The following is a 24,901-nucleotide window of genomic DNA, read 5'->3' as shown; positions in this document are numbered from 1 at the left end:
CCCGTTCGGCCGGGGCAGCGGACGTGGCGACGCGCGCGTTCCTACGTTTGCGGTATGACCATCGGATTCTCTGCCCGCACCGTCGTCTCCTGCTCCGCTCTCTGCGTCGCCGGGGCCCTCGTTCTCATGCCGGGACCGGCCGCGGCCCACGGCGGGGCGCACCCGGGCATCCATGGCGCACACACCGGGACGGACAGCGCCCCCACCGCGCCCGCGCCGGGCACCGCCGAACCGCCCCCTTCGCCGCTGGACCGCCCCGGGACACAGGTCACACCCCGGGCCGGGGCGCCCGGAGTGCCGCGGGACCTCTCCGCACGGTCCTGGCTGGTGGCCGACGCCGACACCGGCGAGGTGCTCGCGGCACACGACGCACATGCCGCGCTGCCGCCCGCCAGCACGTTGAAGACCCTCTTCGCGGTGACCGTGCTCCCGATGCTGCCCCCGGCGGTCCGGCACACCGTCACCGAGGCGGACCTGGCCGGCATCGGCTCCGGCAGCAGCCTGGTCGGCGTCCGCGCGGGGCGTACCTACCGGGCGTCCGACCTGTGGCGGGGCGTCTTCCTGAACTCCGGCAACGACGCCGTGCGCGTACTCGCCCGGATGAACGGCGGCTGGGAGAGCACGGCCGCCCAGATGCAGGCCAGGGCACGGGCCCTGGGCGCCCGTGACACCCGGGTCGTCTCACCCGACGGCTACGACATGCCCGGCCAGGTGTCGTCCGCGTACGACCTCGCGGTCTTCGGACGCGCGGGACTGCGGAACACGGACTTCGTCCGCTACTGCGCCACCGCCCGGGCGACGTTCCCCGGCGACGGCCGGGCGTACGAGATCCGGAACACCAACCGGCTGCTGACCGGTGCCGACGGGGTCGCCCCCTACCCGGGGCTCATCGGCATCAAGAACGGCTCCACCTCCCGGGCCGGCAGCACCCTCGTCGCCGCCGCGCGCCGGGACGGGCACACCCTCGTCGTGACGGTGATGGACCCCCGGGCGGGCGGCCGGTTCGCCGTGTACGAGGAGGCGCGCTCGCTGCTCGACTGGGGGTTCGCAGCCCTGGGGCGGGTCGAACCGGTCGGCTCGCTCCTGCCGCGCCCCGTCGCCCGGGCCGCCCCGGGTCCGGCGGCCCCGACGCCCACGCGCCCCGGTTCCTCGCCCGCCACGGCATCCGCTCCGCAGGCCGGACCGGCGGCGGGGCCGGCCGGTGGGACCGGTGTCTCCGGCGACGACCGGAACTGGCTCGTGACGGCGGGGACACTGGCGGGCGCCGCGGGTCTCGGCGGGGGCGCCGTGGCACTGGCCCTGCGACTCCACGGCAGGCGCGGCGGACGGTCCGCGCGGGACTGACCCCGGACGGACGGACCGGCGCCCCGGCCGTCCCGTCCCCCGCCGTCAGAACACCGACAGACCCGTGAGGGTCGTGAAACGGTCCAGGGCCGCGACGCCCGCCACCGAGTTGCCGTGTTCGTCCAGGCCCGGGCTCCACGCGCAGAGCGTGCAGCGGCCGGGGACGACGGCGATGACCCCGCCGCCGACGCCGCTCTTGCCGGGCAGGCCGACGCGGTAGGCGAACTCGCCGGCCGCGTCGTACGTGCCGCACGTCAGCATGACCGCGTTGACCTGCTTGGCCTGGCTCTGCGTCAGGAGGCGGGAGCCGTCGGAGCGGATGCCGTGGCGGGCGAGGAAGCCGGTGGCCAGGGCCAGGTCGGCGCAGGAGGCCTCGACGGAGCACTGGCGGAAGTACTCGTCCAGGAGCACCGGGACCGGGTTGTCGATGTTCCCGTACGAGGCCATGAAGTGGCCGAGCGCCGCGTTGCGGTCGCCGTGGGCGGCCTCGGAGGCGGCGACGTCCTCGTCGATGGAGAGGCCGTCGTTGCCGCTCTCCGCGCGCAGGAAGTCGAGGAGGGTGCCTGCCGCGTCGCCGGTCCGGGTGTGCAGGCGGTCGGTGACGACGAGGGCACCGGCGTTGATGAAGGGGTTGCGGGGGATGCCGTTCTCGTACTCCAGCTGGACGAGGGAGTTGAAGGGGTTGCCGGAGGGCTCGCGGCCGACGTGCTCCCAGAGCTCGTCCGCCTCGCGGGCCAGGTCCAGGGCGAGGGTGAAGACCTTGGTGATGGACTGCGTCGAGAACGGCTGCCGCCAGTCGCCGACGCCGTACACCGTGCCGTCCAGCTCCGCGACGGCCATCCCGAACCGGGCCGGGTCGCAGGCGGCGAGGGCCGGGATGTAGTCGGCGGGGCGGCCACGGGCGGGGGACCGTGCGATCTCGGCGGCGATGCGGTCGAGAACGGGCTGGAAGGTGAGGGTCGAGCGCATGATCACCATCATGCCGCTCCCCTGGCCGGAGGGGGGCGGTCCGGTACGGGTGGGTGGGGTTGGCCGCGCGGTTCCCCGCGCCCCTGAGGATGTGGGGGCGGGGCTGTGGAGACAGTGGCGGGCCGTGGGGGTTGCGCGCGCAGTTCCCCGCGCCCCTGCGGGCGGGGGCCGGGTCGAGCTCGCCGTCATGCTGCGGCACCGCAGGGGTTGCGCGCGCAGTTCCCCGCGCCCCTGGGGGCGGGGCCGGGGCGGAGGAACCGTGCGGTCGGTGGTGGTCAGAGGCGGGTGAGTGGGTCCAGTGCCCGGGTCGGGCGGATGTGGCCGACCACCGCGCCGCCGCCCAGCAGCGGCGCCCCGGCGAACTCCGTCAGCGCCTCCGCGGGCACCCCCGCCCGGGCCAGCGCCGCCGCGGCCACGGGGATCCGCGCCCGGTCCGCCCCGTCCGCTATCTTCACCGCGACCGCCCGCCCGTCCGGCAGCGCGGCGACCTGCACGCCCTCGAAGCCGTCCTTGGCCAGCAGCCCCGGCACCGCGCGCATCAGCGCGGCCACGTCCCGCCCCGACCCGGACGCCATCTCGGCGTGCAGGCGCATCGCGTCGGCGACCCGCGCCTCGGGCGTACCGGACGGGGCCGTCGTGATCCGGGCGGCCGCCCGCGCCAGGCCGTGCAGGGAGACGGCGAACAGCGGAGCCCCGCACCCGTCGACCGTGACCTGCGCGATGCCCTGCCCGGTCAGGTCCTCGACGATCTCCGCGATCGCCTGCTGGAGCGGATGCGCGGGATCGAGGTAGTCGTCCAGCGACCACCCGTTCAGCCGCGCCGTGTACAGCATCGCCGCGTGCTTGCCCGAGCAGTTCTGCGCGAGCCTCGACGGCAGTCGCCCCGCGCGCACCCAGTCCTCCCGTACGACCGGGTCGAAGGGCAGGTCCGGGACGTTGCGCAGATCGTCCTCGGTCAGACCGGCGAGTTCCAGGATCCGCCGCGTACCGGCGAGATGGCGCTCCTCGCCGGAGTGGCTGGCCGCGGCCAGGGACAGCAGGTCCCCCTCGAGCGGCAGCCCCGCCCGGACCATCGCCACCGCCTGCACCGGCTTGAGCGCCGAACGCGGGTAGAAGGCCGCTTCCACGTCGCCGGTCTGCAGCTCCACGCTCCCGTCGGCGGCCAGCACGACCACCGAACCGTAGTGGACGCCCTCGATGACACCCCCGCGGACGAGATGGGCGACGGGCGCGTGCAGCGGTTCCCGGACGGGGGGCGCGGCGGCGAGTGAACTCCCGCACCCGGCGAGGGCGTCGATGCTCATGCGTCCACCCCGTTCTTGCGCACGGCCGCGACCCGGCCGCGTACCCCGTACCAGCCCGCCACCAGCGCCGCCGCGATCAGCGGCAGGCACAGCACCGTCGTACGGCCCGCTCCCCCGTCCGCGTACATGAGGACGAGCACGGCGGCGAGGAAGACGAGGGTCACGAGTTCGGTCCAGGGCGAGCCCGGCAGCCGGTAGGCCGGGCGGTCCAGCTCGCCCTCCTCGGTCTTCCGCCAGAACTGCAGATGACAGATCATGATCATGCCCCAGGTGGCGAGGATGCCGAGTGCCGCGAAGTTGAGCACGATCTCGAAGGCGTCGGCGGGGACGACGAAGTTGAGCCCGACCCCGAGTACGCAGATGCCGCTGGTGAGCAGGATTCCGCCGTACGGGACCTGGCTGCGGCTCATCACGGAGGTGAACCGGGGCGCCGAGCCGGACACCGACATGGAGCGCAGGATGCGGCCGGTCGAGTAGAGCCCGGAGTTGAGGCTGGACATGGCGGCGGTCATCACGACGAGGTTCATCACGCCGCCCGCGGCCGGGATGCCGATGCGGGAGAGCACGGTCACGAAGGGGCTCTCCCCGGCGGTGTACGTGTTCCAGGGCAGCAGCATGGACAGCAGCAGCACCGAGCCGACGTAGAAGAGCCCGACACGCCACATGATCGAGTTGATGGCCTTCGGCAGGATCTTCTCGGGGTTCTCCGTCTCGCCCGCCGCGACGCCGACCAGTTCGACGGAGGCGTACGCGAAGACGACGCCCTGGACGATCAGCAGCATCGGCAGCAGGCCGTTGGGGAAGAGGCCGCCGTTGTCGCCGACGAGGGACGGGCCGGGGACGGCTCCGTCGACGGGCTGCCGGGTGACCAGCACGAAGATCCCGATCAGCATGAAGGCGACGAGCGCGCCCACCTTGACGATCGCGAACCAGAACTCCAGCTCTCCGAAGATCTTCACGGAGATGAGGTTCACGGTGAGCACGACCGTCAGCGCGACCAGGGCGATCACCCACTGCGGGATGTCGGAGAACATGCCCCAGTAGTGGGTGTAGGTGGCGACCGCGGTGATGTCCGCGACGCCGGTGGTCGCCCAGTTCAGGAAGTACATCCAGCCCGCGGTGTAGGCGCCCTTCTCGCCGAGGAACTCCCGCGCGTACGACACGAAGGCGCCCGAGGACGGCCGGTACAGGACGAGTTCGCCGAGGGCCCGCACGACCAGGAAGGCGAAGATCCCGCAGACGGCGTACGCGATGAAGAGCGACGGGCCCGCGTCGGCGAGCCGGCCGCCGGCGCCGAGGAAGAGGCCGGTGCCGATGGCCCCGCCGATGGCGATCATGTTGACGTGCCGGGACTTCAGGGACTTGCTGTACCCCGCGTCACCGGCGTCGACGTGACCGCCCGCCCTCCCCTCCTTCCCTGCCCGTCCTGTCTGTTCTTCGAGGTACTGCTCGCTCACGCCTGTGTTTCGCCTTCTGTGGGGGTGTCCGCCTGATCGGTGCGCCCGGTGCGTCCGGGGCGCACGATCGCGGTGAGGGTCGTCCCGACCCGGTCGAGGTGGTGTGCCATCGCCTCGGTCGCGTCGGGTGCGCTGCCGTCGACGAGGGCGTCGACGATGGCACGGTGTTCGCGGTCGGACTGCTCGCGACGGCCGCCGAGCTCGTTGAGGAACGCCGACTGCCGGGCCAGCGCGTCCCGGATCTCCTCGATGACGCGGCGGAAGACCGGATTCTGTGCGGCCTGCGCCACGGCGAGGTGGAACAGCGTGTCCATGGCGGCCCACGCGGTGGTGTCCCGTTCGCGCTCCATCCGGTCGAGCAGGCGGGCCAGGTGGTCGAGGTCCTCGGGTGTCCGGCGCACGGCGGCGTACCCGGCCACCGGGATCTCGACGTGCCGCCGTACCTCCATCAGGTCACTGGCCGTGTAGTCGCCGAAGGTGGGGTTCTCGACGGGGCCGCTCGACACGACGAACGTGCCCTTGCCGGTCCGGGACACGGTCAGCCCCATGGTCTGCAGGGCGCGCAGCGCCTCGCGCAGCACGGGCCGGCTGACCTCCAGCCGCCGGCACAGCTCCGCCTCGGAGGGCAGCTTGTCCCCCACGGCGTACTCACCGCGCTCGATGGCGCCACGCAGGTGCCCGAGCACGGCCTCCATGGCGCTGATGCGCCTCGGCGGCGGTACGGAGCCGGCTGTCTGGCTGTCTGACAGGTTCACGGGGGTGATCCTCCGGGGCGCGGGAGGCGACTGTCAAGGTTGCCCCTGCGAGGAACGGCGCACAGGTGCCGGCCGGACAGGTGCTCACCGTGGGACGCGGACGAGCCACCGGCCGGGCCGCCCCGCTCTTCGGGAGCGGCCGCCGCGCTCATCCCCAGATCGCCTCGGCCGCCGTGACACCCGCGAACGCGGCTCCCAGGCCCGCCGCCACGCTCGCGACCGCGTTGAGGCCGGCGTGGAGGCGGGCCCCGCTCTCGGCCAGGCGCAGGGTCTCGTACGAGAACGTCGAGTACGTGGTGAGGGCGCCGCACAGGCCCGTGCCGAGCAGCAGCTGGAGGTGGGAGGAGGCCGCTCCCGCCGCGGCCGCGCCGGTCAGGGTGCCGAGGATCAGGCAGCCGGTGACGTTCACCGTGAAGGTGCCCCAGGGGAAGGCGGAACCGTACCGGGACCGCACCGCGCGGTCGGTGAGATGGCGCAGGGGTGCGCCGATCATGGCGCCGGCGATCACCAGCAACCAGTTCACGAGGAGCCCTCGCCCTCGGCGGCCGCGGCGGCTCCCCACCCCGACCGTCGCGCGCGGACGCGCGTCACCGCGACGGCCAGCCGGACCGCCGCGAGCGTCGCCACGAGGGTGACCGCGAGGTAGACCAGGGCGGTACGGGGCCGGCCGGCGTCCAGCAGCCGCTGGATGTCGACGGCGTACGTCGAGAAGGTGGTGAAGCCGCCGAGCACCCCGGTGCCGAAGAAGGGGCGGACCAGCCGGTGGGGCGCCCACACCTCGGTGACCAGGACCATGAGGACGCCGATCACGAAACAGCCCACGACGTTGACCCAGAACGTGGTCCAGGGGAAGCCGCCCCTGCTTCCCGGCCAGAGCAGGGCGGCCCCGTAGCGCGCCGACGCGCCGGCCGCGCCGCCCACCGAGACCGCCGCCACCACGGACCACTGCCCCCGCAGCACCGGTTCCCGCCGGGCGGGCACGGAAGGTCCTCCGAGGCCGTCCGCCGTCTCGGGGCGAGGGGTGGTCATACGTGCGTGTCTCCCGGTCGTGGCAGGAGATCAGGCTAACTCCCGGTGGCGGTCAGGACGCACCCGCCGCGTTCGCGGCGACGGCGTCGAAGCGGGCCGCCATCGCCTCCTGCAGCGCCTGGGCCGCCGACAGGGGACGGACCATGACCGTGAAGTCGTCGACCCGGCCGCTCTCGTCGAAGTGCAGGAAGTCGCAGCCCTGGAGGGTACGGTCCCCCACCCGGGCCTCGAAGACGAGGGCGAGGTCACGGCCGCCGGAGTCCGCGATCTCCCGGACGTAGCGGAATTCCTCGAACACCTCCATGACGGCGCCCAGGATCGCGGAGGTGACCGGCTTTCCGGCGTACGGCTTGAAGACCACCGGGCTGGTGAACACGACGTCCTCGGCGAGCAGGTCGACCAGGGCCGCGTGGTCGCCGTCCTCGACCGCCTTGCGGAAGGGGTGCGTCATCGTCCACCTCTGAACTCTCTCATCGCTCGTACGGGCAGCCCGTGCGGGCACTCGCGCCCCTGCTCATACTCAACATATTGAATAGGTGTGTCGGACGGTACTCCGAGGCCGTGCCGATGCGCAACGGGTCCACGGAGGGTACGGCGGTGGTCCGGCGAGGTAGGAAGGAAACACCGACCCGGAGGTGCTGTCGTGTACTACCCGTTGACCGTCCGTGACTTCCTCGACCGTGCGGCCCATGTCTATCCGGACCGCGTCGCCGTCGTCGACGAACCGGACCAGCCCGGACCGGGTCTCGGCGACGTCACCTACCGGGAGCTGGCGGCACTCGCCCGCGCGCAGGCGGCGAAGCTCGACCGGCTGGACGTCCCGGTGGGCGGCCGGGTCGCGGTGGTCTCGCAGAACTCGGCGCGCCTGCTGACGTCGTTCTTCGGTGTCTCCGGCTGGGGGCGCGTCCTCGTACCGGTGAACTTCCGGCTCACGCGGTCGGAGATCGACTACATCGTGCGGCACTCCGGCGCCTCGGTCGTCTACGCGGACGCCTCCTGCGCGGCGGTGCTCGACTCGCTCGACGTCAAGCACAGGTTCGTCCTCGGTGACGACGAGGACCTGTTCCTGCACGGGGCCGAGCCGCGGGAGTGGGCGGAGCCGGACGAGGGGGCGACGGCCAGCGTCAACTACACGTCCGGAACGACCGCCCGCCCCAAGGGGGTTCGGCTCACGCACCGCAACCTGTGGCTGAACGCCGCCGTGTTCGGGCTGCACACCACGATCAGCGACCGTGACGTCTATCTGCACACCCTCCCGATGTTCCACGCCAACGGCTGGGGCATGCCGTACGGCGTCACGGGCGTCGGCGGCCGGCACATCGTGCTCCGCCAGGTCGACGGGGCCGAGATCCTGCGCCGCGTCGAGCGGCACGGCGTCACCCTGATGTGCGCGGCGCCGGCCGTCCTGAACACCGTGCTCGACGCCGCCGCGGACTGGGAGGGTCGGATCCCCGGCCGCGACCGGGTCCGTATCGTCTGCGCGGGCGCGCCGCCCCCGACCCGCACGATCGAGCGGGTGACGGTCGAGCTGGGCTGGGAGTTCATCCAGATCTACGGGCTGACCGAGACCTCGCCGCTCGTCACGGTCAACCGCGGCCGCGCGGAGTGGGACGGCCTGGAACCCGGAGAGCGTGCCCGCAGGCTCGGGCGGGCCGGCGTGCCCGCGCTCGGCGTACGCGTGGACGTCGACGGGGACGGGGAGGTGCTGACCGCGTCCAACCACAACCTGGAGGGCTACTGGGAGCAGCCCGAGGAGACGGCGAAGGCCCAGGCCGGCGGCTGGTTCCACACCGGGGACGGCGGTTACCTCGACGACGAGGGGTACCTGGTGATCTCCGACCGCAAGAAGGACGTCATCATCTCGGGCGGCGAGAACGTCTCCTCGATCGAGGTGGAGGACGTGATCACCTCGCATCCGGCGGTCCGCGAGGTGGCGGTCATCGGCATCCCGGACGCCAAGTGGGGCGAGGCGGTGACCGCGCTCGTGGTGGCGGACGGATCCGGTGTCACCGCCGACGAGCTGATCGCCCACTGCCGTACGCGACTCGCCGGTTTCAAGACGCCCAAGCGGATCGACTTCGTGGAGTCCCTGCCGCGTACGGCGACCGGGAAGCTGCAGAAGTTCAAGCTGCGCGAGCCGTTCCGGCGCGACGGGTGAGGGAGGGCGGACGCGGGTGCGACGGAGGCCGGCTCCCCTTCGTCACACCCGCGTCCGCCCTCGGAGCGTCACCGGTGGCCGAACCACGCCATCGCCGGCAGCGCCCTGTCGTCGTACCCGAACAGGGCCTGGTTCTCCCAGCCGTTGCCGGACGAGGGGTCCGCCGGGTCCCAGCCGTTGCCGGTCACCGCGGTCCAGGTGGACTCCCAGTAGAAGATGCCGAGGCCGCGGCCGTTCGGGACGGCCTCCACGATGCTCGCCACGTCCTTCATCCACTGCGTCTGGCCGGCCGTCGAGGCGGCGTAGCCGGGGACGAGTTCGCTCGCGAGGTCGATGATGTTCTCGGTGGGGTCCTCGCTGTCCAGCCGGAAGGGATAGGCCGTCTCGGCGAGGTACACCGGCTTGCCGTAACGGGACGCCGTGTCGTCCAGGGTCGTCTGGAAGTCGGCGAGCGTGCCGTGCCAGTAGCCGTAGTAGGACAGCCCGACGACATCGAACTTCACGCCGTTGGACACCGCGTTGTCGAACCACCAGCGGGTGCCGGCCAGGTCGCCGCCCTTGGCGAGGTGGATCGCCACGGTCGTGCCCGGGCTGACCGCCTTGACCGCGTCGTAGCCCGAGTTGAGCAGTCCGGCGAGCTGCGGCCAGTTCGAGGTGGAGCCCTCGTTCCAGAGCATGCCGCCGTTGATCTCGTTGCCCACCTGCACCATGTCGGCCGTGGTGCCCTGGGCCTTCAGGGCGTTCAGGACGTCGTACGTGTGGTTGTGGACGTCGGTCCTGAGCCGGCTGTAGGAATGGCCGGACCAGGCGGCGGGCTTGGACTGGGCGCCCGGATCGGCCCAGGTGTCCGAGTAGTGGAAGTCGACGAGAAGCTTCATGCCCTGCGCCTTGACGCGCTTGGCGGTCGCGAGGACGCGCGCCTTGTCGTTGTAGCCGTCGGCGGGATTCACCCACACCTTGAGGCGGGCGTAGTTCTGCCCGGCGGACTTGAGGATGGCGAGGGCGTCACCGGCCGTGCCGGAGCTGTTCCTGTACACCCCGCCCTTGGCCTCGCTCTTGGCGAGCGAGGACACGTCCGAGCCCTTGACGGCCAGTCCGGTCGACCCGGCCGTGAAGGTCTAGGTCGTCCACGTTGAGCCAGTTGCCCGCCTTCGCGTCGGAGTTGACGGCGATCGTGCACCGGTTGTTCGTCACCGCGACCGAGGCGACGATACGGAGCCAGCCGCTGGACGAGACCGGGAGGTCGGTGCGCTGTTCCGCGCCCCCGCAGTTCTTGAGCGCGAGGTACGCGGAGTTCTGGCCGCCGCCCGAGCGGACCCAGGCGGTCAGCTTGTAGGTGCCGTTGGTGAGGCCGGAGAGGTACTGGTAGGTCTCCACCTTGTAGGCGGCGGCCGAGTGGTGGGTGAGGCGGTAGCTGCCGGTGCGGCCGCCGGACTCGGTGAACGAGGCGGCGTTCTGGCCCGCGGCGGAGTAGGTGGACCAGCCGGCCGGGGTGGCCGTGCCGGTGCCGTCGGACTCGAAGCCGGGGTTGGTGAGGGTGGTGGCCGCGTCGGCGCTCTGCGCGGGGAGCAGGGTGAGGGCGAGGCCTGCTGCCAGTGGCAGCAGCAGGGCCTTGAGTGTGCGTCCGGGATGGAACATCGTCGTCCGTCGTCCCTTCGACGTGCGGTGGATGGGGTTGGTTCTCCGCCCCCGCCGCCCCTTCCCGTTCCCGTCCCTGGGGGCTGCGCCCCCAGACCCCCGCTGTCGCGCTTCGCGCTCGTCCTCGAACGCCGGACGGGCTGAGAATCAGCCCCTCCGGCGTTCGAGGAGCGGGGGTTCGGGGGCCGAGCCCCCGAGGTCGGGACGGGAAAGGGCGGCGGGGGCGAAATCCGTGGGCCGGGTCAGTCGTCGAGGCGTACGACCCGGACGGCCCCCGCGGGCACCGCGAGACGCCCCGCGGCCCGCTCACCGGTGAGCAGCTCCGTACCGTGCGCCTCGATCGGCACCTTGACCTCGGCACCGGAGTGGTTGATCGCGAAGAGGAACGTGCCCGACTCCCCCGCCCGCCGCACCACTTCGACGTCCCGCGGCAGATCGGCCCGCGGGGCGATCCGCGCGTCGTCGGCGGTCCAGCCGATCAGCGCGTCCAGCCCCGCGGCCCCGAGCCGCGTCGACACGTACCACGCGGATCCCGCACCGAACCGGTGCCGGGTGACCGCGGGGCGTCCGGCGGCGAGCCCGTCGGCGTACGTCCACACGGTCTCCGCGCCGCGCGGCACCACGAACTCGCTCCACACGTCGCCGGCGAGCTCGGACCCGTCGGGTCCGGCGAGGCGCACCTGCCCGCCCGCCGGCAGCGGGGAGAACTCCTCGACCGTCAGGCCGAGGACATCGCGCAGCGGACCGGGGTACGCGCCCTCGTGCACGGCGTCGTGCTCGTCGACGATGCCGGAGAAGTAGGAGACGACGAGGGTGCCGCCGCCCTCGACGTACCGCGTCAGGTTCCGTCCGGCGGTCTCGGTCATCAGGTAGAGCGCCGGTACGACGACAAGGGGATAGGCCGACAGGTCGGCTTCCGGGTGGGCGAAGTCGACGGTGAGGTGCCGGTCGTAGAGGGCCTCGTAGAAGGCGTCGGCGCGCTCGCGCGGGTCGTGGTCCTCGCTCGGGTGCCAGGCCAGGTTCTGCGCCCACCAGGAGTGCCAGTCCCACAGGACGGCGGCGTCGGCCACGGTACGGGTGCCGCGGATCTGGCTCAACGAGTCCACGGACGCGCCGAGTTCGACCACCTCGCGCCACACCCGGGAGTCGGTGCCGGCGTGCGGGAGCATCGCCGAGTGGAACTTCTCCGCGCCGCGCCGGGACTGCCGCCACTGGAAGAACATCGCGCCGTCGGAGCCCCTCGCCACATGGGCGAGCGAGTTGCGGGCCATCTGGCCCGGTGCCTTCGCGGGGTTGCGGGCCTGCCAGTTGACGCCCGACGTGGAGTGTTCGAGCAGCAGCCAGGGGGCGCCGCCCGCCACGGAGCGGGTGAGGTCGGCGGCCATCGCGAGGTTGACGTGCGTACGGCGGCCGTCGGTGATCAGGTAGTGGTCGTTGCTGACGAGGTCGACCTCGCGGCCCCAGGCCCAGTAGTCGACGGAGTCGCACTGGCTGAGGGCGGTCATGAAGTTCGTGGTGACCGGGACGCCGGGCGCCAGGCGGTGCAGGATGTCCCGCTCGGCCACGAAGTTCTCGCGCATGGTGGCGTCGGCGAACCGCTTGTAGTCGAGGGCCTGGCCCGGGTTGCCGACCGTCGGGGTCAGCCGGGGCGGGTTGATCTGGTCGAGGTCCGCGTACCGCTGGCCCCAGAAGGCCGTGCCCCAGGCCTCGTTGACCGCGTCGACCGTGCCGTACGTCCGGGCGAGCCAGCGGCGGAAGTGGGCGGCGCAGCCGTCGCAGTAGCAGGCCGAGACCGGGACGCCGTACTCGTTGTGGACGTGCCACAGGGCCAGTGCGGGGTGCCCGGCGTACCGGGTGGCGAGCCGGGTGGTGATGTCCGCGGCGGCCGACCGGTAGTGCGGGTTGCTGTGGCAGATGGCGCCGCGTGAGCCGAACGCGTAGCGGGTGCCGTCGGCGGCCACGGGCAGCGCCTCGGGGTGCTCGCGGTAGAACCAGGCGGGCGGCGCGACGGTCGGCGTACCGAGGTCGGCGCGTATGCCGTTCTCGTGCAGCAGGTCCAGTACCCGGTCGAGCCAGCCGAAGTCGTAGCCGCCCGGCGAGGGCTCCAGGAGCGCCCAGGAGAAGATGCCGACGCTGACCATCGTGACGCCGGCCTCGCGCATCAGCCGGACGTCCTCGTGCCAGACCGCCTCCGGCCACTGCTCGGGGTTGTAGTCCCCACCGAAGGCGAGCCCGGTGAGGCCCTTGGGGGTGGTCTCCGGCATGGAAATGTCTCCCGGTCATTCGATCTTCTGGGAACGTGCACACACAGCGCCAGCGGCGCGAGGCCAACATAACCGCACAGCTACAACCATTGACAAGTGTCCGGGATGTTTCTCTACTGTGAACGCTCACAGAAGCATGGCAGGCCTCCGCAGCAGGCGGAGACCACGGTCAGGGAGATACATCCATGCCACACACGAAGCTGCGTCGCCTCGTGACCATCTCGGTCGCCGTCACGCTCGGCGCCTCCGCGCTCGCCGCCTGCGGGTCCTCGGACGACGAGGACGACGGGGCCGGATCGGGGCCGGTCTCGCTGACGTACTGGGCCTGGGCGCCGGGCATGGACAAGGTCGTCGACCTGTGGAACCAGGGCCAGGGCAAGAAGGACCGGATCGACGTCACGGTCAAGAAGCAGGCGTCCGGCGACACCCTGGTCACCAAGATCCTGACCGCGCACAAGGCCAGGAAGGCCCCGGACCTGGTGCAGGCCGAGTACCAGGCCCTGCCGACGCTGGTCAGCAACGACGCGCTCGCCGACATAGCCGGCGACGTGGACGGGGTGAAGGACAAGTTCGCCGAGGGCGTCTGGCAGCAGACCACCCTGGGCTCGGACGCGGTGTACGCGATCCCGCAGGACTCCGGGCCGATGATGTTCTACTACCGCGAGGACCTGTTCAAGAAGTACGGCCTCGAAGTCCCCGAGACCTGGGAGCAGTTCGCCGAGACCGCCCGCGCGCTGAAGAAGAAGGCGCCGCAGACGGACCTGACCACCTTCTCCGCCAACGACTCCGGGCTGTTCGCCGGTCTCGCCCAGCAGGCCGGTGCCAAGTGGTGGACCACCGAGGGCGACACCTGGAAGGTCGGCATCGACGACGCGGCGACGCGGAAGGTCGCCGACTTCTGGGGCGGCCTGGTGAAGGAGGGCGCCGTCGACAACCAGCCGATGTACACGCCCGCCTGGAACAAGGCGATGAACACCGGCAAGCAGATCGCCTGGGTGAGCGCGGTCTGGGCACCGGGCACCCTCACCACCGCCGCGCCCGACACCAAGGGCAAGTGGGCGATGGCCCCGCTGCCGCAGTGGTCCGACACCGAGAACGTCACCGGCAGTTGGGGCGGTTCGTCCACCGCCGTCACCACCGACTCGAAGCACAGGTCGGCCGCCGCGAAGTTCGCCGCCTGGCTGAACACGGACCCGCAGGCGCTGACCGCGCTCGCCAAGGAGGGCGGCATCTACCCGGCCGCCACGACCGCGCAGACCGGTGACGCCTTCGCCGAGCCGCCGGCGTACTTCGCCGATCAGCCCGACTTCTACACGCAGGCCGCCGCCATCGCGAAGACCGCCGCGCCCTCCGCGTGGGGCCCGAACGTGAACGTCGCGTACAGCACGTTCAACGACGCCTTCGGCTCGGCCGCCAAGAACAAGTCGGACTTCGGTACGGCCCTGACGAAGATGCAGGACGAGACCGTCGCCGACCTCGAGAAGCAGGGCTTCGAGGTCGCGGAGTGACGAGCGCACGCCGGAAGGCGTACGGGGCCAAGGGAGCCCCGTACGCCTTCCTCCTCCCCGCGACGATCCTGTTCGCCCTCTTCTTCGCGCTGCCCATCGGCTACGCGGTGTGGCTCAGCCTGCACAAGGTCCAGGTCAAGGGCCTGGGCCTGGGCACGGGCGCCCGCAGCGAGGTCTGGGCGGGCCTGGAGAACTACACCGACTCCCTCACCGACTCCGAACTGCTGGCCGGAGCGCTACGCGTGCTCGGGTACGGCGCCATCGTGGTCCCGGTGATGCTGGGGCTCGCGCTGCTGTTCGCGCTGATGCTCGACACCGACCGGGTCCGCCTCGCGCCGGTCACCCGGCTCGCGATCTTCCTGCCGTACGCCATTCCCGGTGTCGTCGCGGCGATGCTCTGGGGTTTCCTCTACCTCCCGGACGTCAGCCCCTTCTACTTCGTCCTCGACCGGCTGGGCCTGCCGCAGCCGGACCTGCTGGACGGCGGGCCGCTGTACGTCGCGCTGTCCAACATCGCGGTGTGGGGCGGCACGGGCTTCAACATGATCGTCATCTACACCGCGCTGCAGGCCATCCCCGCCGAGGTGTACGAGGCGGCGAAACTGGACGGCGCGACCCCGCTGCAGACCGCGCTGCGGATCAAGATCCCGATGGTGGTGCCGTCGCTGGTGCTCACCTTCTTCTTCTCGATCATCGCGACGCTCCAGGTGTTCAGCGAGCCGACCACGCTCAAGCCCCTCACCAACTCCGTCTCCACCACCTGGAGTCCGCTGATGAAGGTGTACCAGGACGCCTTCGGCAAGGGCGACATCCACTCCGCCGCGGCGACCGCGGTGATCATCGCGCTCGTCACGCTGGTCCTGTCCTTCGGCTTCCTGCGGGCCGCGAACTCCCGTACCAAGCAGGAGGCAGCACGATGAGTTCCCTCGCCGTCCGCAAGGCGGCCCCGGCCGCCGGGACGACGCCCGGCACCGCCCAGGGACCGCCGCGGCCCCGCCGGATCGCCTTCGTCCCCACGGTGACCCTGCTGATCGGCGCGCTCTACTGCCTGCTGCCGGTGGCCTGGGTGGTGATCGCGGCGACCAAGTCGGGCAGCGAGCTGTTCTCGACGTTCACGTTCCTGCCGGGCACGGGCTTCGCCGAGAACGTCGCGGACCTCAACGCCTACCGCGACGGCGTGTACTGGAAGTGGATGGGCAACTCCGCCCTCTACGCGGGCCTCGGCGCCCTCCTGTCGACGGCCGTCTCGGCGTTCAGCGGGTACGCACTGGCGATCTACCGCTTCCGCGGCCGCGAGACCGTCTTCAACATCCTGCTGGCGGGCGTGCTGATGCCGCCGGTGATCCTGGCCATTCCGCAGTACCTGCTGATGGCCGAGGCCGACCTCACGGACTCGTACGCGTCCGTGCTGCTGCCGCTGATCCTGTCCCCCTACGGGGTGTATCTCGCGCGGATCTACTCGGCCGCGGCCGTGCCCGCCGATGTCGTCGAGGCCGGGCGGATGGACGGCGCGAGCGAGCTGCGGATCTTCACCCGGATCGCGCTGCCGATGATGGTGCCCGGACTGGTGACGGTCTTCCTGTTCCAGTTCGTGGCGGTGTGGAACAACTTCCTGCTGCCGTACATCATGCTCAGCGACGACGAGAAGTTCCCGATCACCCTCGGTCTGTTCACGCTTCTCGAACAGGGCTCCAACACTCCGGCCCTCTACACCCTGGTGATCACCGGCGCGCTGCTCGCGGTGGTCCCGCTCGTCGCGCTCTTCCTGGTCATCCAGCGGTTCTGGAGTCTCGATCTCCTGTCGGGAGCCGTAAAGTCGTGACCATGAGCCAATCGGGGGGCCGGCGCCGACCGCCGACGATCCACGACGTCGCGCGCGAGGCGGGAGTCTCACGGGGGACCGTGTCACGCGTCCTCAACGGCGGTCACTATGTGAGCCCCGCCGCCCAGGAGGCGGTCAACGCCGCCATCCGCAGGACGGGTTACGTCGTGAACCGGCATGCCCGCTCGCTGATCACCGGACGCTCGGACTCGATCGGCTTCCTGCTCACGGAGCCGCAGGAGAGGTTCTTCGAGGACCCCAACTTCAATGTCCTGCTGCGCGGTTGCACGCAGGCACTGGCGGCGCACGACATCCCGTTGCTGCTGATGCTGGCGGGCACCGAGGACGAGCGCCGCCGTATCACCCGGTACATCACCGCGGGCCATGTCGACGGGGTGCTGCTGGTCTCCAGCCACTCCGGCGACCCGGTGGCCGAGCAACTGCGCGACGCCGGAGTGCCGCTCGTCATGTGCGGCAAGCCCATCGGCGTCGGATCCAAGATCAGCTACGTGGCGGCGGACGACCGGGACGGCGCCCGCGACATGGTGCGCCACCTGGTCTCGCTCGGCCGGCGCCGGGTGGGGATGGTGACGGGGCCGCTGGACACCCCCGGCGGTGTCGAGCGGCTGGCCGGCTACCGGGAGGTGCTCACCGAGGCGGGCATCGGCCTGGACGAACGTCTCGTCGTGTCCGGCGACTACAGCCGGGCCAGCGGTGAGGCGGGCGCCGGGCTCCTCCTGGAGCGGGCACCGGACATGGACGCGGTGTTCGTGGCGTCCGACCTGATGGCGCAGGGTGTGCTGAGCACGCTGCAGCGCGCGGGCCGGACCGTTCCCGGTGACGTCGCGGTGGGCGGCTTCGACGACTCCTCGGCGGCGGTCGCCTCCAGCCCCGAGCTCACCACGATCCGCCAGCCCTACGACCGCATCAGCTCCGAGATGGTCCGGGTGCTGCTGGCCCAGATCGGCGGCGAGGACCCGGCGGCGGTGATCCTGCCGACGGAGCTGGTCACACGTCAGTCCACCTGAGCCGGGGGTGGGCCGCCCCGGCGGACGCGGTCCCGGCGGACAGGAGGAGCCGTACCCCCTCGGCGGTCAGCAGCACGCTGTCCGGTGAGCCGATGTCGATGGCGAGGGAGGGATCGCGCTCCGGCCAGTGCGCCGGGAGCGCGCCCAGCGGGACGAGGCAGTAGTGGACGACGTCCGGCAGGCGGCGGACCATACGCGCCTCCGAGGTGAAGACCAGCACGGTCCGCCCCGTCACCGGCAGGGTCAGTCCGAGCGGGTCCGCGCCGTCGTCGTCCCCGTACGACGGGACCAGCACGTGGCTGCCCGTCAGGGCCGCCCGCGCGTGCTCGTTCCCCCCGTCGTGGGCCAGGACCCCCAGGGCCCGCAGGATCACAACGGCGGTGTCTTCGTCGGGCGGGCCGCTCATGGTGCCGTGTTCCGTCCTCGCTGCGCGACCTCCCGGAAGGCGATTCACCCGGGATAGTCCTTCCGTGCGGAATGCACCACTTATACCCGACCGCCTCGTGCCCATGCGGGGCCGTACCGATGCCCTGTACACTGAGTGACCGCGAAGGGGAGTAGCCCTGCGAACCGGTCGTCGACACGCTGGAACCCCCGGGTTCCCGGTGGCCGGGCCCTGTGGTCACACGGGTGGGCGAGACCTTCGGCCAGGCATTGCCGTGCCCGCGTATCCCGCGGCGCACCCGTCGTGCCGGGCCGATCGGTTCTCCCGTCGCCCCCGTCGAGGGCGCTTCGCGAAGATCCGGGGGCCCGGTCCTAGAGAAAGCCACCGGAATGCATCTCGACCCCCTGGCGATCCTCACCGCTTTCGGGCTGATCTTCCTCGCCGAACTGCCCGACAAGACGATGTTCGCGTCGCTGGCCATGGGCACCCGTATGCGGCCGCTGTACGTGTGGTTCGGTACGTCCACCGCGTTCATCGTGCATGTCGCGATCGCCGTCGGCGCCGGCAGCCTCATCGGCCTGCTGCCCGACTGGACCGTCAAGTCGGTCTCGGCCGCGCTCTTCGCGTTCGGCGCGTTCATGCTGCTGCGCGGCGGCGCGGACGACGACGAGGAGGACGCCGGCGGCCGGACCGTCGCCGGTTTCTGGCCCGTCTACACGACCGCCTTCATGGCCGTCTTCATCAGCGAGTGGGGCGATCTGACGCAGATCACGACCGCCAACCTCGCGGCCACGAACGGTGTCGCGTCGGTGGCCGTCGGTGCCGCGGCCGCGCTGATGTCGGTCTCCGCGCTCGCGCTGCTGGCGGGACGCTTCATCGCGAAGCGCGTGCCGCTGAAGACCGTGCAGCGGATCGGCGGGATCTGCATGCTCGGGCTCGCCGTCTGGTCGGTGGTGGAGATCTTCGCGGGCTGACGGTCCGCCCCGCAGGCACCTGGAACGAACCGGTCAGGATCGGAGAAGCGGGTTCGCGGCACGCGGCCGTAGCGTGAGGGCACCGGCGAGGAACCGGTGGGAGACCGGCGGACGAGCGCCGGTGGAATCACATCAGCGGAGGGACCCGTCATGCCCGAAGGCCTCAGGACCGTCACCTATCCCGTCAAGGATCTCGCCCGGGCCAAGGCCCTGTTCGGCGCACTCCTCGGAGTGGAGCCGTACACGGACGAGGCGTACTACGTGGGCTTCCGGGCGCCGGGGCGGCCGGAGGTCGGCCTCGACCCGAACGGCCACGCCAAGGGCCTGACCGGGCCCGTCCCCTACTGGCACGTCTCCGACGTCCGGGCGGACCTGGCCGCGCTCGTGGGCGCGGGCGCCGAGGTGGTCCAGGACGTCCAGGACGTCGGCGGCGGCATGCTCGTCGCCTCCGTGAAGGACGCGGACGGCAACGACATCGGGCTCGTCCAGGAGGCCTCCTGAGCAGGGCGGCCGCCCGCCCGGCCCGGGGGTGACGAACTCCATGCAACTGCACTAGTTGCACGCTCAACGAGCGGCTTCTTCTCTGTTACCGTGCGGTCATGGCAGCAGAGAAGGCCGCTCCCCGGCTCGAGGACCAGTGGCGGGACATCCTGTCGGTGCACGCCCGCACGATGTGCGAGATCGACCGCGCACTGCATCCGCACGGCCTGGGCGCCAGTGACTTCGAGGTGCTCGACATGCTCGCGTCGAACACCTCGGCCGCGGCCCCGGACGCGGACTCCGGCACCGGCACCGGTACGGACACCGGCTCGCCGGAGCTGTGCCGGGTGCAGAACATCGCGGATCGCATCCACCTGAGCCAGAGCGCCCTCTCCCGGCTGATCGGCCGGCTGGAGAAGGAGGGCCTCGTGGAGCGGAGCGTCTGCCAGGAGGACCGCCGCGGGGTCTGGGTGGCCCTCACCGAGAAGGGCCGTGACCTGCACACCCGGGTACGCCCGCTCCAGCGCGCCGCCCTCGCGCGCATGCTGACCGACGCCGGCTGAGGTCTCCCGCCGGGAGCGCCGGATCCCGTACGGTCACAGGTGCCGTCGTGGTCGTGAGGGCGGGGGGAAGCTGTGCCAGGGAGCACCACAGTGATCGTGGACGATGTGCGGCAGGCCACTACCGGCAGGTACGAGACGCGGTGCGTGGAGGAGTCGCACGACGTCATCGCGGAGCACTACTACGACCTGCGGCTGGACGTACCGGGCCGGACCGAGGACTTCCTCACCGAGCTCAGCGTGGCCGGACTCGGCGCGCTGACCGTCGGCGGGATCAGTTTCGGCACCGAGGTGACGATCGACTTCGCGCAGCCTCACGTCTACCACGTGACCGTGCCGCTCACCGGCCGCTTCCGCTGCCGGGAGGGGCACGGGACGACGACGTACGCCGCGCCCGGACGCGCCGTGTTCCTGCGGCCGGAACACGGGGTGCGGGTGGACGACTGGTCGGCCGACTGCCGTGCCCTGAGCGTCAAGGTCGACATGCCGGCCGTGCACGAGCGGCTGGAGGTCCTGCTCGGCAGGTCCGTGCGGCGGCCGCCGCATTTCGAGCCGTACTTCGACCTCTCCGGCGGGGCCGGGCGCAGCTGGTTCAACCTCGCCCTGTGGTGCCTGCCGGAGAAGGACGGCCCGGACGGACTGCTGCACCGCTCCCTCATCCGGGCGAGCATCGAGCAGACGCTGCTGGAGGGACTGCTGCTCGCGTCCGGCCACTCCTACCGCGACGCCCTGGAGGCACCCGTTCCGGCGGTGCGGCCCGCGACGGTCAGGCGGGTCATGGAGGCCGTGGAGGAGCGGCCGGCCGAGCACTACGACGCGGCGCGGCTGGCGGCCCTGTCCCAGGTCGGGGTGCGGGCCCTCCAGGAGGCGTTCCGCAAACACGTGGGCATGTCCCCCACGGCGTACGTCACCGAGGTCCGGCTGCGGCGGGTGTACGAGGAGCTGCGCGCCTCCGGGCCCACGGCGGTCACGGTCACGGAGGTGGCGTACAGGTGGGGGTTCGCGCACCTCGGGCGCTTCGCGCAGCGCTACCGGACGCGGTTCGGCGAGTCGCCCGGACAGACGCTGCGGTCGGGGTGACGCGGGCACCGCGCATCCCGGACCGCGGGCACCGCGCATCCCGGACAAGTACCGCGCGCAGCGGAGCGATTACGCCGCGGTGACGTCCTACCGTTGATCGCGACGCCCGTGCGTCAGGGATGAGCGGTGTCGGCGCCGTTCATCCCTTCACCCCGCGGACCAGGGCGCGGGAGCGAGCGGAAGCACGCCCGCGCCCCGGGGCCCGGCCGTCCTCACCGTCCCCGCGGCCGGGCCCGACCCCGCCCGTGTCCGCGTCCGTACCCGGCCGGCCTAGGCCAGGGGTCGCGCCAGCAGGGTGCGTACGCCCTGGGAGTCGAGCGTCAGGCCGTGCGGCGTGCTGGCGTCGATGGTCAGGGAGAGGTCGCTGGCGGGCCACTGCGCGGCGAGCGCCCCGAGCGGTACGAGACGGTAGCGCGACACGGACGGCAGCAGCTCGGCCATGGTCATCTCCGAGGTGAACACCGGGACCAGGGGCTCCTCCCCCGGCTGTTCGAGGACGGGCAGCGCCACGACCGTGGGGTCCGCGACGGACTCGTCGGCGGCGTCGTCGGGCACCGGGACCAGCACGTCGCTGCCGGCCAGCGTGTCCAGCGCGGCGCCGTCCTCGGCATTCGCGGCCAGGGCGCTCAGTGCGCGCTGGGCCTCCACCGCGGCGATGTCGTTCGAGGGGTTCTCCATGGCACATCCAGACGTAGTGGCGGGAACAGGCCGCCCGGGCCGGTCTCCGGCCCGGGCGCGGCTGGTCGCCTACCCGTCGCAAGGAGCGCCATGCGGCTTCCGCACACCCGGCACCGAACGGTCACGGAACGAGCGGAATGCCGTACGGGACGGGCCCGGCCGCACCGGACTTAAATGTCTGCAATATTGCTGTGCATATTGTTAACAATCTTGTAGCGTGCGTCACGCCCCGCCTCCGGGGTCCTTGCGCGAAGTAACTCGACGCCCTTCGAGGGGAGACCCATGCCCAGATTCTCTGCGTCTGCCGGACGCGGCGCACTCATCCGTCCGACCGGTCCACGGTCGGTACGCACCGTGACCCGCACACACCTCCTGCGGGGGATGGCCTTCGCGAGTTCCCTCGTCCTCACGGCCGTCGCGGTGCCGGCCTCCGTCGCGGCCACCGCGTCCGGCGCGGCCCCCTCGCTGAGCCGTGGCCGGGCCGCGGACCCCCAGGACGCCGCGCTGGACTTCGACTCCGCCGCCTACACGACGATCACCGTCACCGTGGACGGGCGGCCGATGGACGTCCGCTGGTACAAGGAGATCTGCTACGCAGCCGAGCCCGTCGCCGCGGCGGCGCAGCAGCCCGGCGGTCCCGGCGGCGGCAGCACCACGATCCCCAATACCGCCTGCGGCTACCAGAGCATGAATGTGTTCGTGCCCGAGAGCGCCTTCGACGACCAGCGGGCACCGGTCTACTTCGCGGTGAACAACAGCGGCTGGAAGGCCAGTTACATACGGGCGAGCGTCACCGCCGGCACCTCCTACAACAGCTCGACCAGCAACGTCGGCGCCGCGCTGAAGGCGGGGTACGTCTTCGCCGACGTGGCCAACCGCAGCCGCGGACTGGTCGGCGCCAACGGGACGGCCGCCGGCAAGGCCCCCGCCGCGGTGGTCGACGCCAAGGCCGCCGTGCGCTACCTGCGCCTCAACGACGCGGCCATGCCCGGCAGTGCGGAGCGGATCGTCATCAACGGCACCAGCGGCGGCGGCGCGCTGGTGTCGATTCTGGGCGCCTCCGGCAACAGCGCCGAATACGCCCCCTACCTCGCCGCGATCGGCGCCGCCGGCATCGACGCCAAGGGACGCAGCACCCTGCGCGACGACGTCTTCGCCGTCAACGCGTACTGCCCGATCACCAACCTCGGCAACGCGGATGCGGCCTACGAGTGGCTGTACAACGTCCTCGACACCCGTAACCGCACCGGCTCGAATCCCTCGCCCCAGGACGCCACCGCGATCGCGGCACGGTTCGCGGCCTACGAGAAGAGCCTCGGACTGCGCAACCCCGACGGCACGCCGCTCACCGCCGCCACCATGCTCGACACCGTCAAGAAGGAGGTCGTCCGCTCCGCCGAGACCTACCTGAAGGCCGACCCCGCCCACACGATCCCGCCGCTGGGCGGCACCTTCGAGATCACCTCCGGCGGCCCCGGCGCACCGCCCACCACCAGGACGTACGTCAACGACTGGATCGACGTCGACGACGCCACCGGCACGGTGCGCTCCGTCGACATGGCGAAGTACCTCGTCTTCGTCGCCACCCAGGCCACGCTCAAGACGACCCCCGCCTTCGACGCCGTGGGCGTCGACGGGAACACCACCAGCGGCACCGAGACCGACCTCTTCGGCCCGCCCACCCAGAAGTACATGAACTACACCGAGTACAGCTGGAACCACAACGACGTCGCCGGTGACGGCAGCGGCCTCGACGACACCGGACTGACCTGGAAGCAGTACACCGCCAAAAAGACCACCACCGTCGACGACCAGGTCCACCTGATCGACCCGATGGACTTCGTCGGCACCGGCGCCGACACCGCACCGAACTGGTACGTCCGCCACGGCACCCGGGACCGGGACACCGCGTTCAGCGTCTCGGTCAACCTCGACCGGGCGCTCGCCGCCGACAAGCAGGTCAAGGACCTCGACTACCGACTCGCCTGGAACCAGCCGCACGCCGGCAACTACGACGTGCCCGAGGCGATGACCTGGATCGCCCGCGTCGTCCGCAGGGCCGGCGACCCGCTCGCTCCCGGCTCCCGGCTCCCGGCTCCCGGCTCCCGGGGTGAAAACGGACCAGTAGTGGTGACCGGCGCCCACCCGGCGACGGGGACCCGGGCCTAGCGTGGACGCATGCCGATGCAACCCTGGTTTCCCGGTGCCAAGCTGGGCATCTTCATCCACTACGGCGTCTACGCGGTGGGCGGTGCCGCCGAGTCCTGGTCCTTCTACACGGGCGAGATGACGCACGGGCAGTACATGGAACAGCTCGGCGGCTTCACCGCGTCACGGTACGACCCGGACGCCTGGGCCGAGCTGTTCGCCCGCGTCGGCGCGCGGTACGCGGTCCTCACCACCCGGCACCACGACGGCGTCGCCCTGTGGGATACCGGCCACCGCAATCTGGACGTGGTCCGGGACACCCCCGCCGGCCGTGACCTCGTCACCGGATTCGTCGAGGCGCTGCGCGCCCGTGATCTCAAGGTCGGCCTCTACTACTCGCACTCCGACTGGAACCACCCGGACTACGCGAGCGAGCGGCACCCCGGCCCGTACGCCGTGCCGCTCAACGGGTACACGCAGGCCGAGCCCGGCAAAGAGGACCCGGCGGCCTGGGCGCGCTATCTCGCCTACCGCGACGGCCAGGTCGGTGAACTCGTCGAGCGCTTCCGTCCCGACGTCCTGTGGTTCGACGGCGAGTGGGAGCGCACGCAGGAGCAGTGGCGGACGGACCAGCTCGCCGGTCTGGTCCTCGCGGGCAACCCGGCCACGATCCTCAACGGCCGCATGCCGGGCCACGGCGACTACGCCACACCCGAACAGGGCACTCCGCTGCGGGCTCCGGACGGCCCGTGGGAACTGTGCCTCACGATCAACGACTCCTGGAGCCACCGGCCGCAGGACCGCGCCTTCAAGTCGGTGCGGCAGCTGGTGCGGTACTTCACCGAGACGATCGGTATGGGTGGCAACCTGCTGCTGGCCGCCGCCCCGCGCGAGGACGGGACGATCCCCGAGGAGCAGACCGCCCGCATGGAGGGCCTGGGCGCCTGGATCGGCCGGCACAGCGAGGCGGTGTACGACACGGTCGCCGGGCTGCCCGCCGGGCACCACTACGGGCCCAGCACCCTGTCCGCCGACCGGCGCACGCTCTACCTGGTGTGCTTCGACGCCCCGCGCGACAGCGTCTCGGTACGGGGTCTGCGCAACCGGGTCCGGCGCGTCACCGTCCTCGGCACGGGGACCGCACTCGGGCACCACGTGACCGGCGGCCTCGACACGGTGCCCGGGGTGACCTGGATCGATGCTCCCCCGGCGGACGACCTGGACGAACAGGCGACCGTCCTGGCCGTCGAGCTGGAAGGGGAGCTGGACCTCTACACGGGCTCCGGCCGCCTCTGACGGATGCCTGACCCGCGCCCCCGA

General features: G+C 71.7%; 22 protein-coding genes and 1 pseudogene. 12 read left to right on the top strand and 11 right to left on the bottom strand.

Going from position 1 to position 24,901, the window contains the following annotated elements; all coding sequences use genetic code 11:
- The first annotated feature begins 54 nt into the window (after window positions 1-54).
- Complete coding sequence (locus tag QFZ75_RS35485; RefSeq protein ID WP_307543530.1) at window positions 55-1,344, top strand: D-alanyl-D-alanine carboxypeptidase family protein; 1,290 nt, start codon at window positions 55-57, stop codon at window positions 1,342-1,344.
- 45 nt (window positions 1,345-1,389) lie between these two features.
- On the opposite strand, the gene QFZ75_RS35480 is transcribed toward QFZ75_RS35485, so the two are convergent.
- The 7 genes from QFZ75_RS35480 to QFZ75_RS35450 form a co-directional block, all read right to left on the bottom strand.
- Window positions 1,390-2,322 carry a glutaminase gene (locus QFZ75_RS35480; RefSeq protein ID WP_307545014.1) on the bottom strand — a complete coding sequence of 311 codons (933 nt, stop codon included), beginning with the start codon at window positions 2,320-2,322 and terminating at the stop codon, window positions 1,390-1,392.
- 266 nt (window positions 2,323-2,588) lie between these two features.
- Complete coding sequence (locus tag QFZ75_RS35475) at window positions 2,589-3,617, bottom strand: asparaginase (protein ID WP_307543529.1); 1,029 nt, start codon at window positions 3,615-3,617, stop codon at window positions 2,589-2,591.
- A complete protein-coding gene (locus QFZ75_RS35470) occupies window positions 3,614-5,074 on the bottom strand; it encodes an amino acid permease (RefSeq protein ID WP_307543528.1) in 1,461 nt (486 codons plus the stop codon). The genes QFZ75_RS35475 and QFZ75_RS35470 overlap by 4 nt, the downstream gene beginning before the upstream one ends.
- On the bottom strand, window positions 5,071-5,769 hold the full coding sequence (locus tag QFZ75_RS35465) for a FadR/GntR family transcriptional regulator (RefSeq protein ID WP_307545013.1): 699 nt from the start codon (window positions 5,767-5,769) through the stop codon (window positions 5,071-5,073). The genes QFZ75_RS35470 and QFZ75_RS35465 overlap by 4 nt, the downstream gene beginning before the upstream one ends.
- A 208-nt stretch (window positions 5,770-5,977) precedes the next feature.
- A complete protein-coding gene (crcB, locus tag QFZ75_RS35460; RefSeq protein ID WP_307543527.1) occupies window positions 5,978-6,352 on the bottom strand; it encodes a fluoride efflux transporter CrcB in 375 nt (124 codons plus the stop codon).
- On the bottom strand, window positions 6,349-6,858 hold the full coding sequence (gene crcB, locus QFZ75_RS35455) for a fluoride efflux transporter CrcB (RefSeq protein ID WP_307543526.1): 510 nt from the start codon (window positions 6,856-6,858) through the stop codon (window positions 6,349-6,351). Before crcB (QFZ75_RS35455) ends, crcB (QFZ75_RS35460) begins: the two co-directional genes overlap by 4 nt.
- 52 nt (window positions 6,859-6,910) lie before the next feature.
- Window positions 6,911-7,309 (bottom strand): nuclear transport factor 2 family protein, encoded by a 399-nt coding sequence (locus QFZ75_RS35450; protein WP_307543525.1) that lies wholly within the window; start codon window positions 7,307-7,309, stop codon window positions 6,911-6,913.
- Window positions 7,310-7,501: 192 nt separating this feature from the next.
- Between QFZ75_RS35450 and QFZ75_RS35445 the strand changes: the two genes are divergently transcribed.
- A complete protein-coding gene (locus QFZ75_RS35445) occupies window positions 7,502-9,016 on the top strand; it encodes an AMP-binding protein (RefSeq protein WP_307543524.1) in 1,515 nt (504 codons plus the stop codon).
- Window positions 9,017-9,084: 68 nt separating this feature from the next.
- Here QFZ75_RS35445 and QFZ75_RS35440 read toward each other — a convergent pair.
- Both QFZ75_RS35440 and QFZ75_RS35435 read right to left on the bottom strand, forming a co-directional pair.
- Window positions 9,085-10,654 (bottom strand): annotated as a pseudogene (locus tag QFZ75_RS35440) (arabinogalactan endo-beta-1,4-galactanase).
- A gap of 242 nt (window positions 10,655-10,896) precedes the next feature.
- A complete protein-coding gene (locus tag QFZ75_RS35435) occupies window positions 10,897-12,918 on the bottom strand; it encodes a beta-galactosidase (RefSeq protein ID WP_307543523.1) in 2,022 nt (673 codons plus the stop codon).
- Between the two features lie 185 nt (window positions 12,919-13,103).
- Between QFZ75_RS35435 and QFZ75_RS35430 the strand changes: the two genes are divergently transcribed.
- The 4 genes from QFZ75_RS35430 to QFZ75_RS35415 are packed head-to-tail and all read left to right on the top strand — an operon-like array spanning window position 13,104 to window position 17,276.
- The gene (locus tag QFZ75_RS35430; protein WP_307543522.1) at window positions 13,104-14,426 is read left to right on the top strand and encodes an ABC transporter substrate-binding protein; all 1,323 of its coding nucleotides are present in this window, start codon (window positions 13,104-13,106) and stop codon (window positions 14,424-14,426) included.
- Window positions 14,423-15,346 (top strand): carbohydrate ABC transporter permease, encoded by a 924-nt coding sequence (locus QFZ75_RS35425; protein ID WP_307543521.1) that lies wholly within the window; start codon window positions 14,423-14,425, stop codon window positions 15,344-15,346. Before QFZ75_RS35430 ends, QFZ75_RS35425 begins: the two co-directional genes overlap by 4 nt.
- Window positions 15,343-16,248, top strand: coding sequence for a carbohydrate ABC transporter permease (locus QFZ75_RS35420; RefSeq protein ID WP_307543520.1), 906 nt, complete (start codon window positions 15,343-15,345; stop codon window positions 16,246-16,248). The genes QFZ75_RS35425 and QFZ75_RS35420 overlap by 4 nt, the downstream gene beginning before the upstream one ends.
- Window positions 16,245-17,276 (top strand): LacI family DNA-binding transcriptional regulator, encoded by a 1,032-nt coding sequence (locus QFZ75_RS35415; protein ID WP_307543519.1) that lies wholly within the window; start codon window positions 16,245-16,247, stop codon window positions 17,274-17,276. The genes QFZ75_RS35420 and QFZ75_RS35415 overlap by 4 nt, the downstream gene beginning before the upstream one ends.
- On the opposite strand, the gene QFZ75_RS35410 is transcribed toward QFZ75_RS35415, so the two are convergent.
- Window positions 17,257-17,682, bottom strand: coding sequence for an SseB family protein (locus QFZ75_RS35410; RefSeq protein ID WP_307543518.1), 426 nt, complete (start codon window positions 17,680-17,682; stop codon window positions 17,257-17,259). The genes QFZ75_RS35415 and QFZ75_RS35410 overlap by 20 nt on opposite strands.
- Window positions 17,683-18,050: 368 nt before the next feature.
- Between QFZ75_RS35410 and QFZ75_RS35405 the strand changes: the two genes are divergently transcribed.
- From QFZ75_RS35405 to QFZ75_RS35390, 4 genes are all read left to right on the top strand, one after another.
- Window positions 18,051-18,635 (top strand): TMEM165/GDT1 family protein, encoded by a 585-nt coding sequence (locus tag QFZ75_RS35405; RefSeq protein ID WP_307543517.1) that lies wholly within the window; start codon window positions 18,051-18,053, stop codon window positions 18,633-18,635.
- Between the two features lie 150 nt (window positions 18,636-18,785).
- A complete protein-coding gene (locus tag QFZ75_RS35400; protein ID WP_307543516.1) occupies window positions 18,786-19,136 on the top strand; it encodes a VOC family protein in 351 nt (116 codons plus the stop codon).
- A 98-nt stretch (window positions 19,137-19,234) separates the two neighbouring features.
- Window positions 19,235-19,678 carry a MarR family winged helix-turn-helix transcriptional regulator gene (locus QFZ75_RS35395; RefSeq protein WP_307543515.1) on the top strand — a complete coding sequence of 148 codons (444 nt, stop codon included), beginning with the start codon at window positions 19,235-19,237 and terminating at the stop codon, window positions 19,676-19,678.
- 90 nt (window positions 19,679-19,768) lie between these two features.
- On the top strand, window positions 19,769-20,755 hold the full coding sequence (locus tag QFZ75_RS35390) for an AraC family transcriptional regulator (RefSeq protein WP_307543514.1): 987 nt from the start codon (window positions 19,769-19,771) through the stop codon (window positions 20,753-20,755).
- Between the two features lie 270 nt (window positions 20,756-21,025).
- Here the strand turns inward: QFZ75_RS35390 and QFZ75_RS35385 are convergent, their stop codons facing one another.
- Complete coding sequence (locus QFZ75_RS35385; protein WP_307543513.1) at window positions 21,026-21,433, bottom strand: SseB family protein; 408 nt, start codon at window positions 21,431-21,433, stop codon at window positions 21,026-21,028.
- Window positions 21,434-21,787: 354 nt separating this feature from the next.
- Here QFZ75_RS35385 and QFZ75_RS35380 point away from each other — a divergent pair, with 354 nt between their 5' ends.
- A complete protein-coding gene (locus QFZ75_RS35380; protein ID WP_307543512.1) occupies window positions 21,788-23,602 on the top strand; it encodes a subtype B tannase in 1,815 nt (604 codons plus the stop codon).
- A gap of 9 nt (window positions 23,603-23,611) precedes the next feature.
- Window positions 23,612-24,877 (top strand): alpha-L-fucosidase, encoded by a 1,266-nt coding sequence (locus tag QFZ75_RS35375; RefSeq protein ID WP_307543511.1) that lies wholly within the window; start codon window positions 23,612-23,614, stop codon window positions 24,875-24,877.
- Window positions 24,878-24,901 lie beyond the last annotated feature (24 nt).

Source organism: Streptomyces sp. V3I8, assembly GCF_030817535.1.
In the GTDB taxonomy this organism is placed as follows: domain Bacteria; phylum Actinomycetota; class Actinomycetes; order Streptomycetales; family Streptomycetaceae; genus Streptomyces.
Note: the sequence above shows the minus strand (reverse complement) of the source record. Positions and strands in the feature narration are given on the sequence as shown.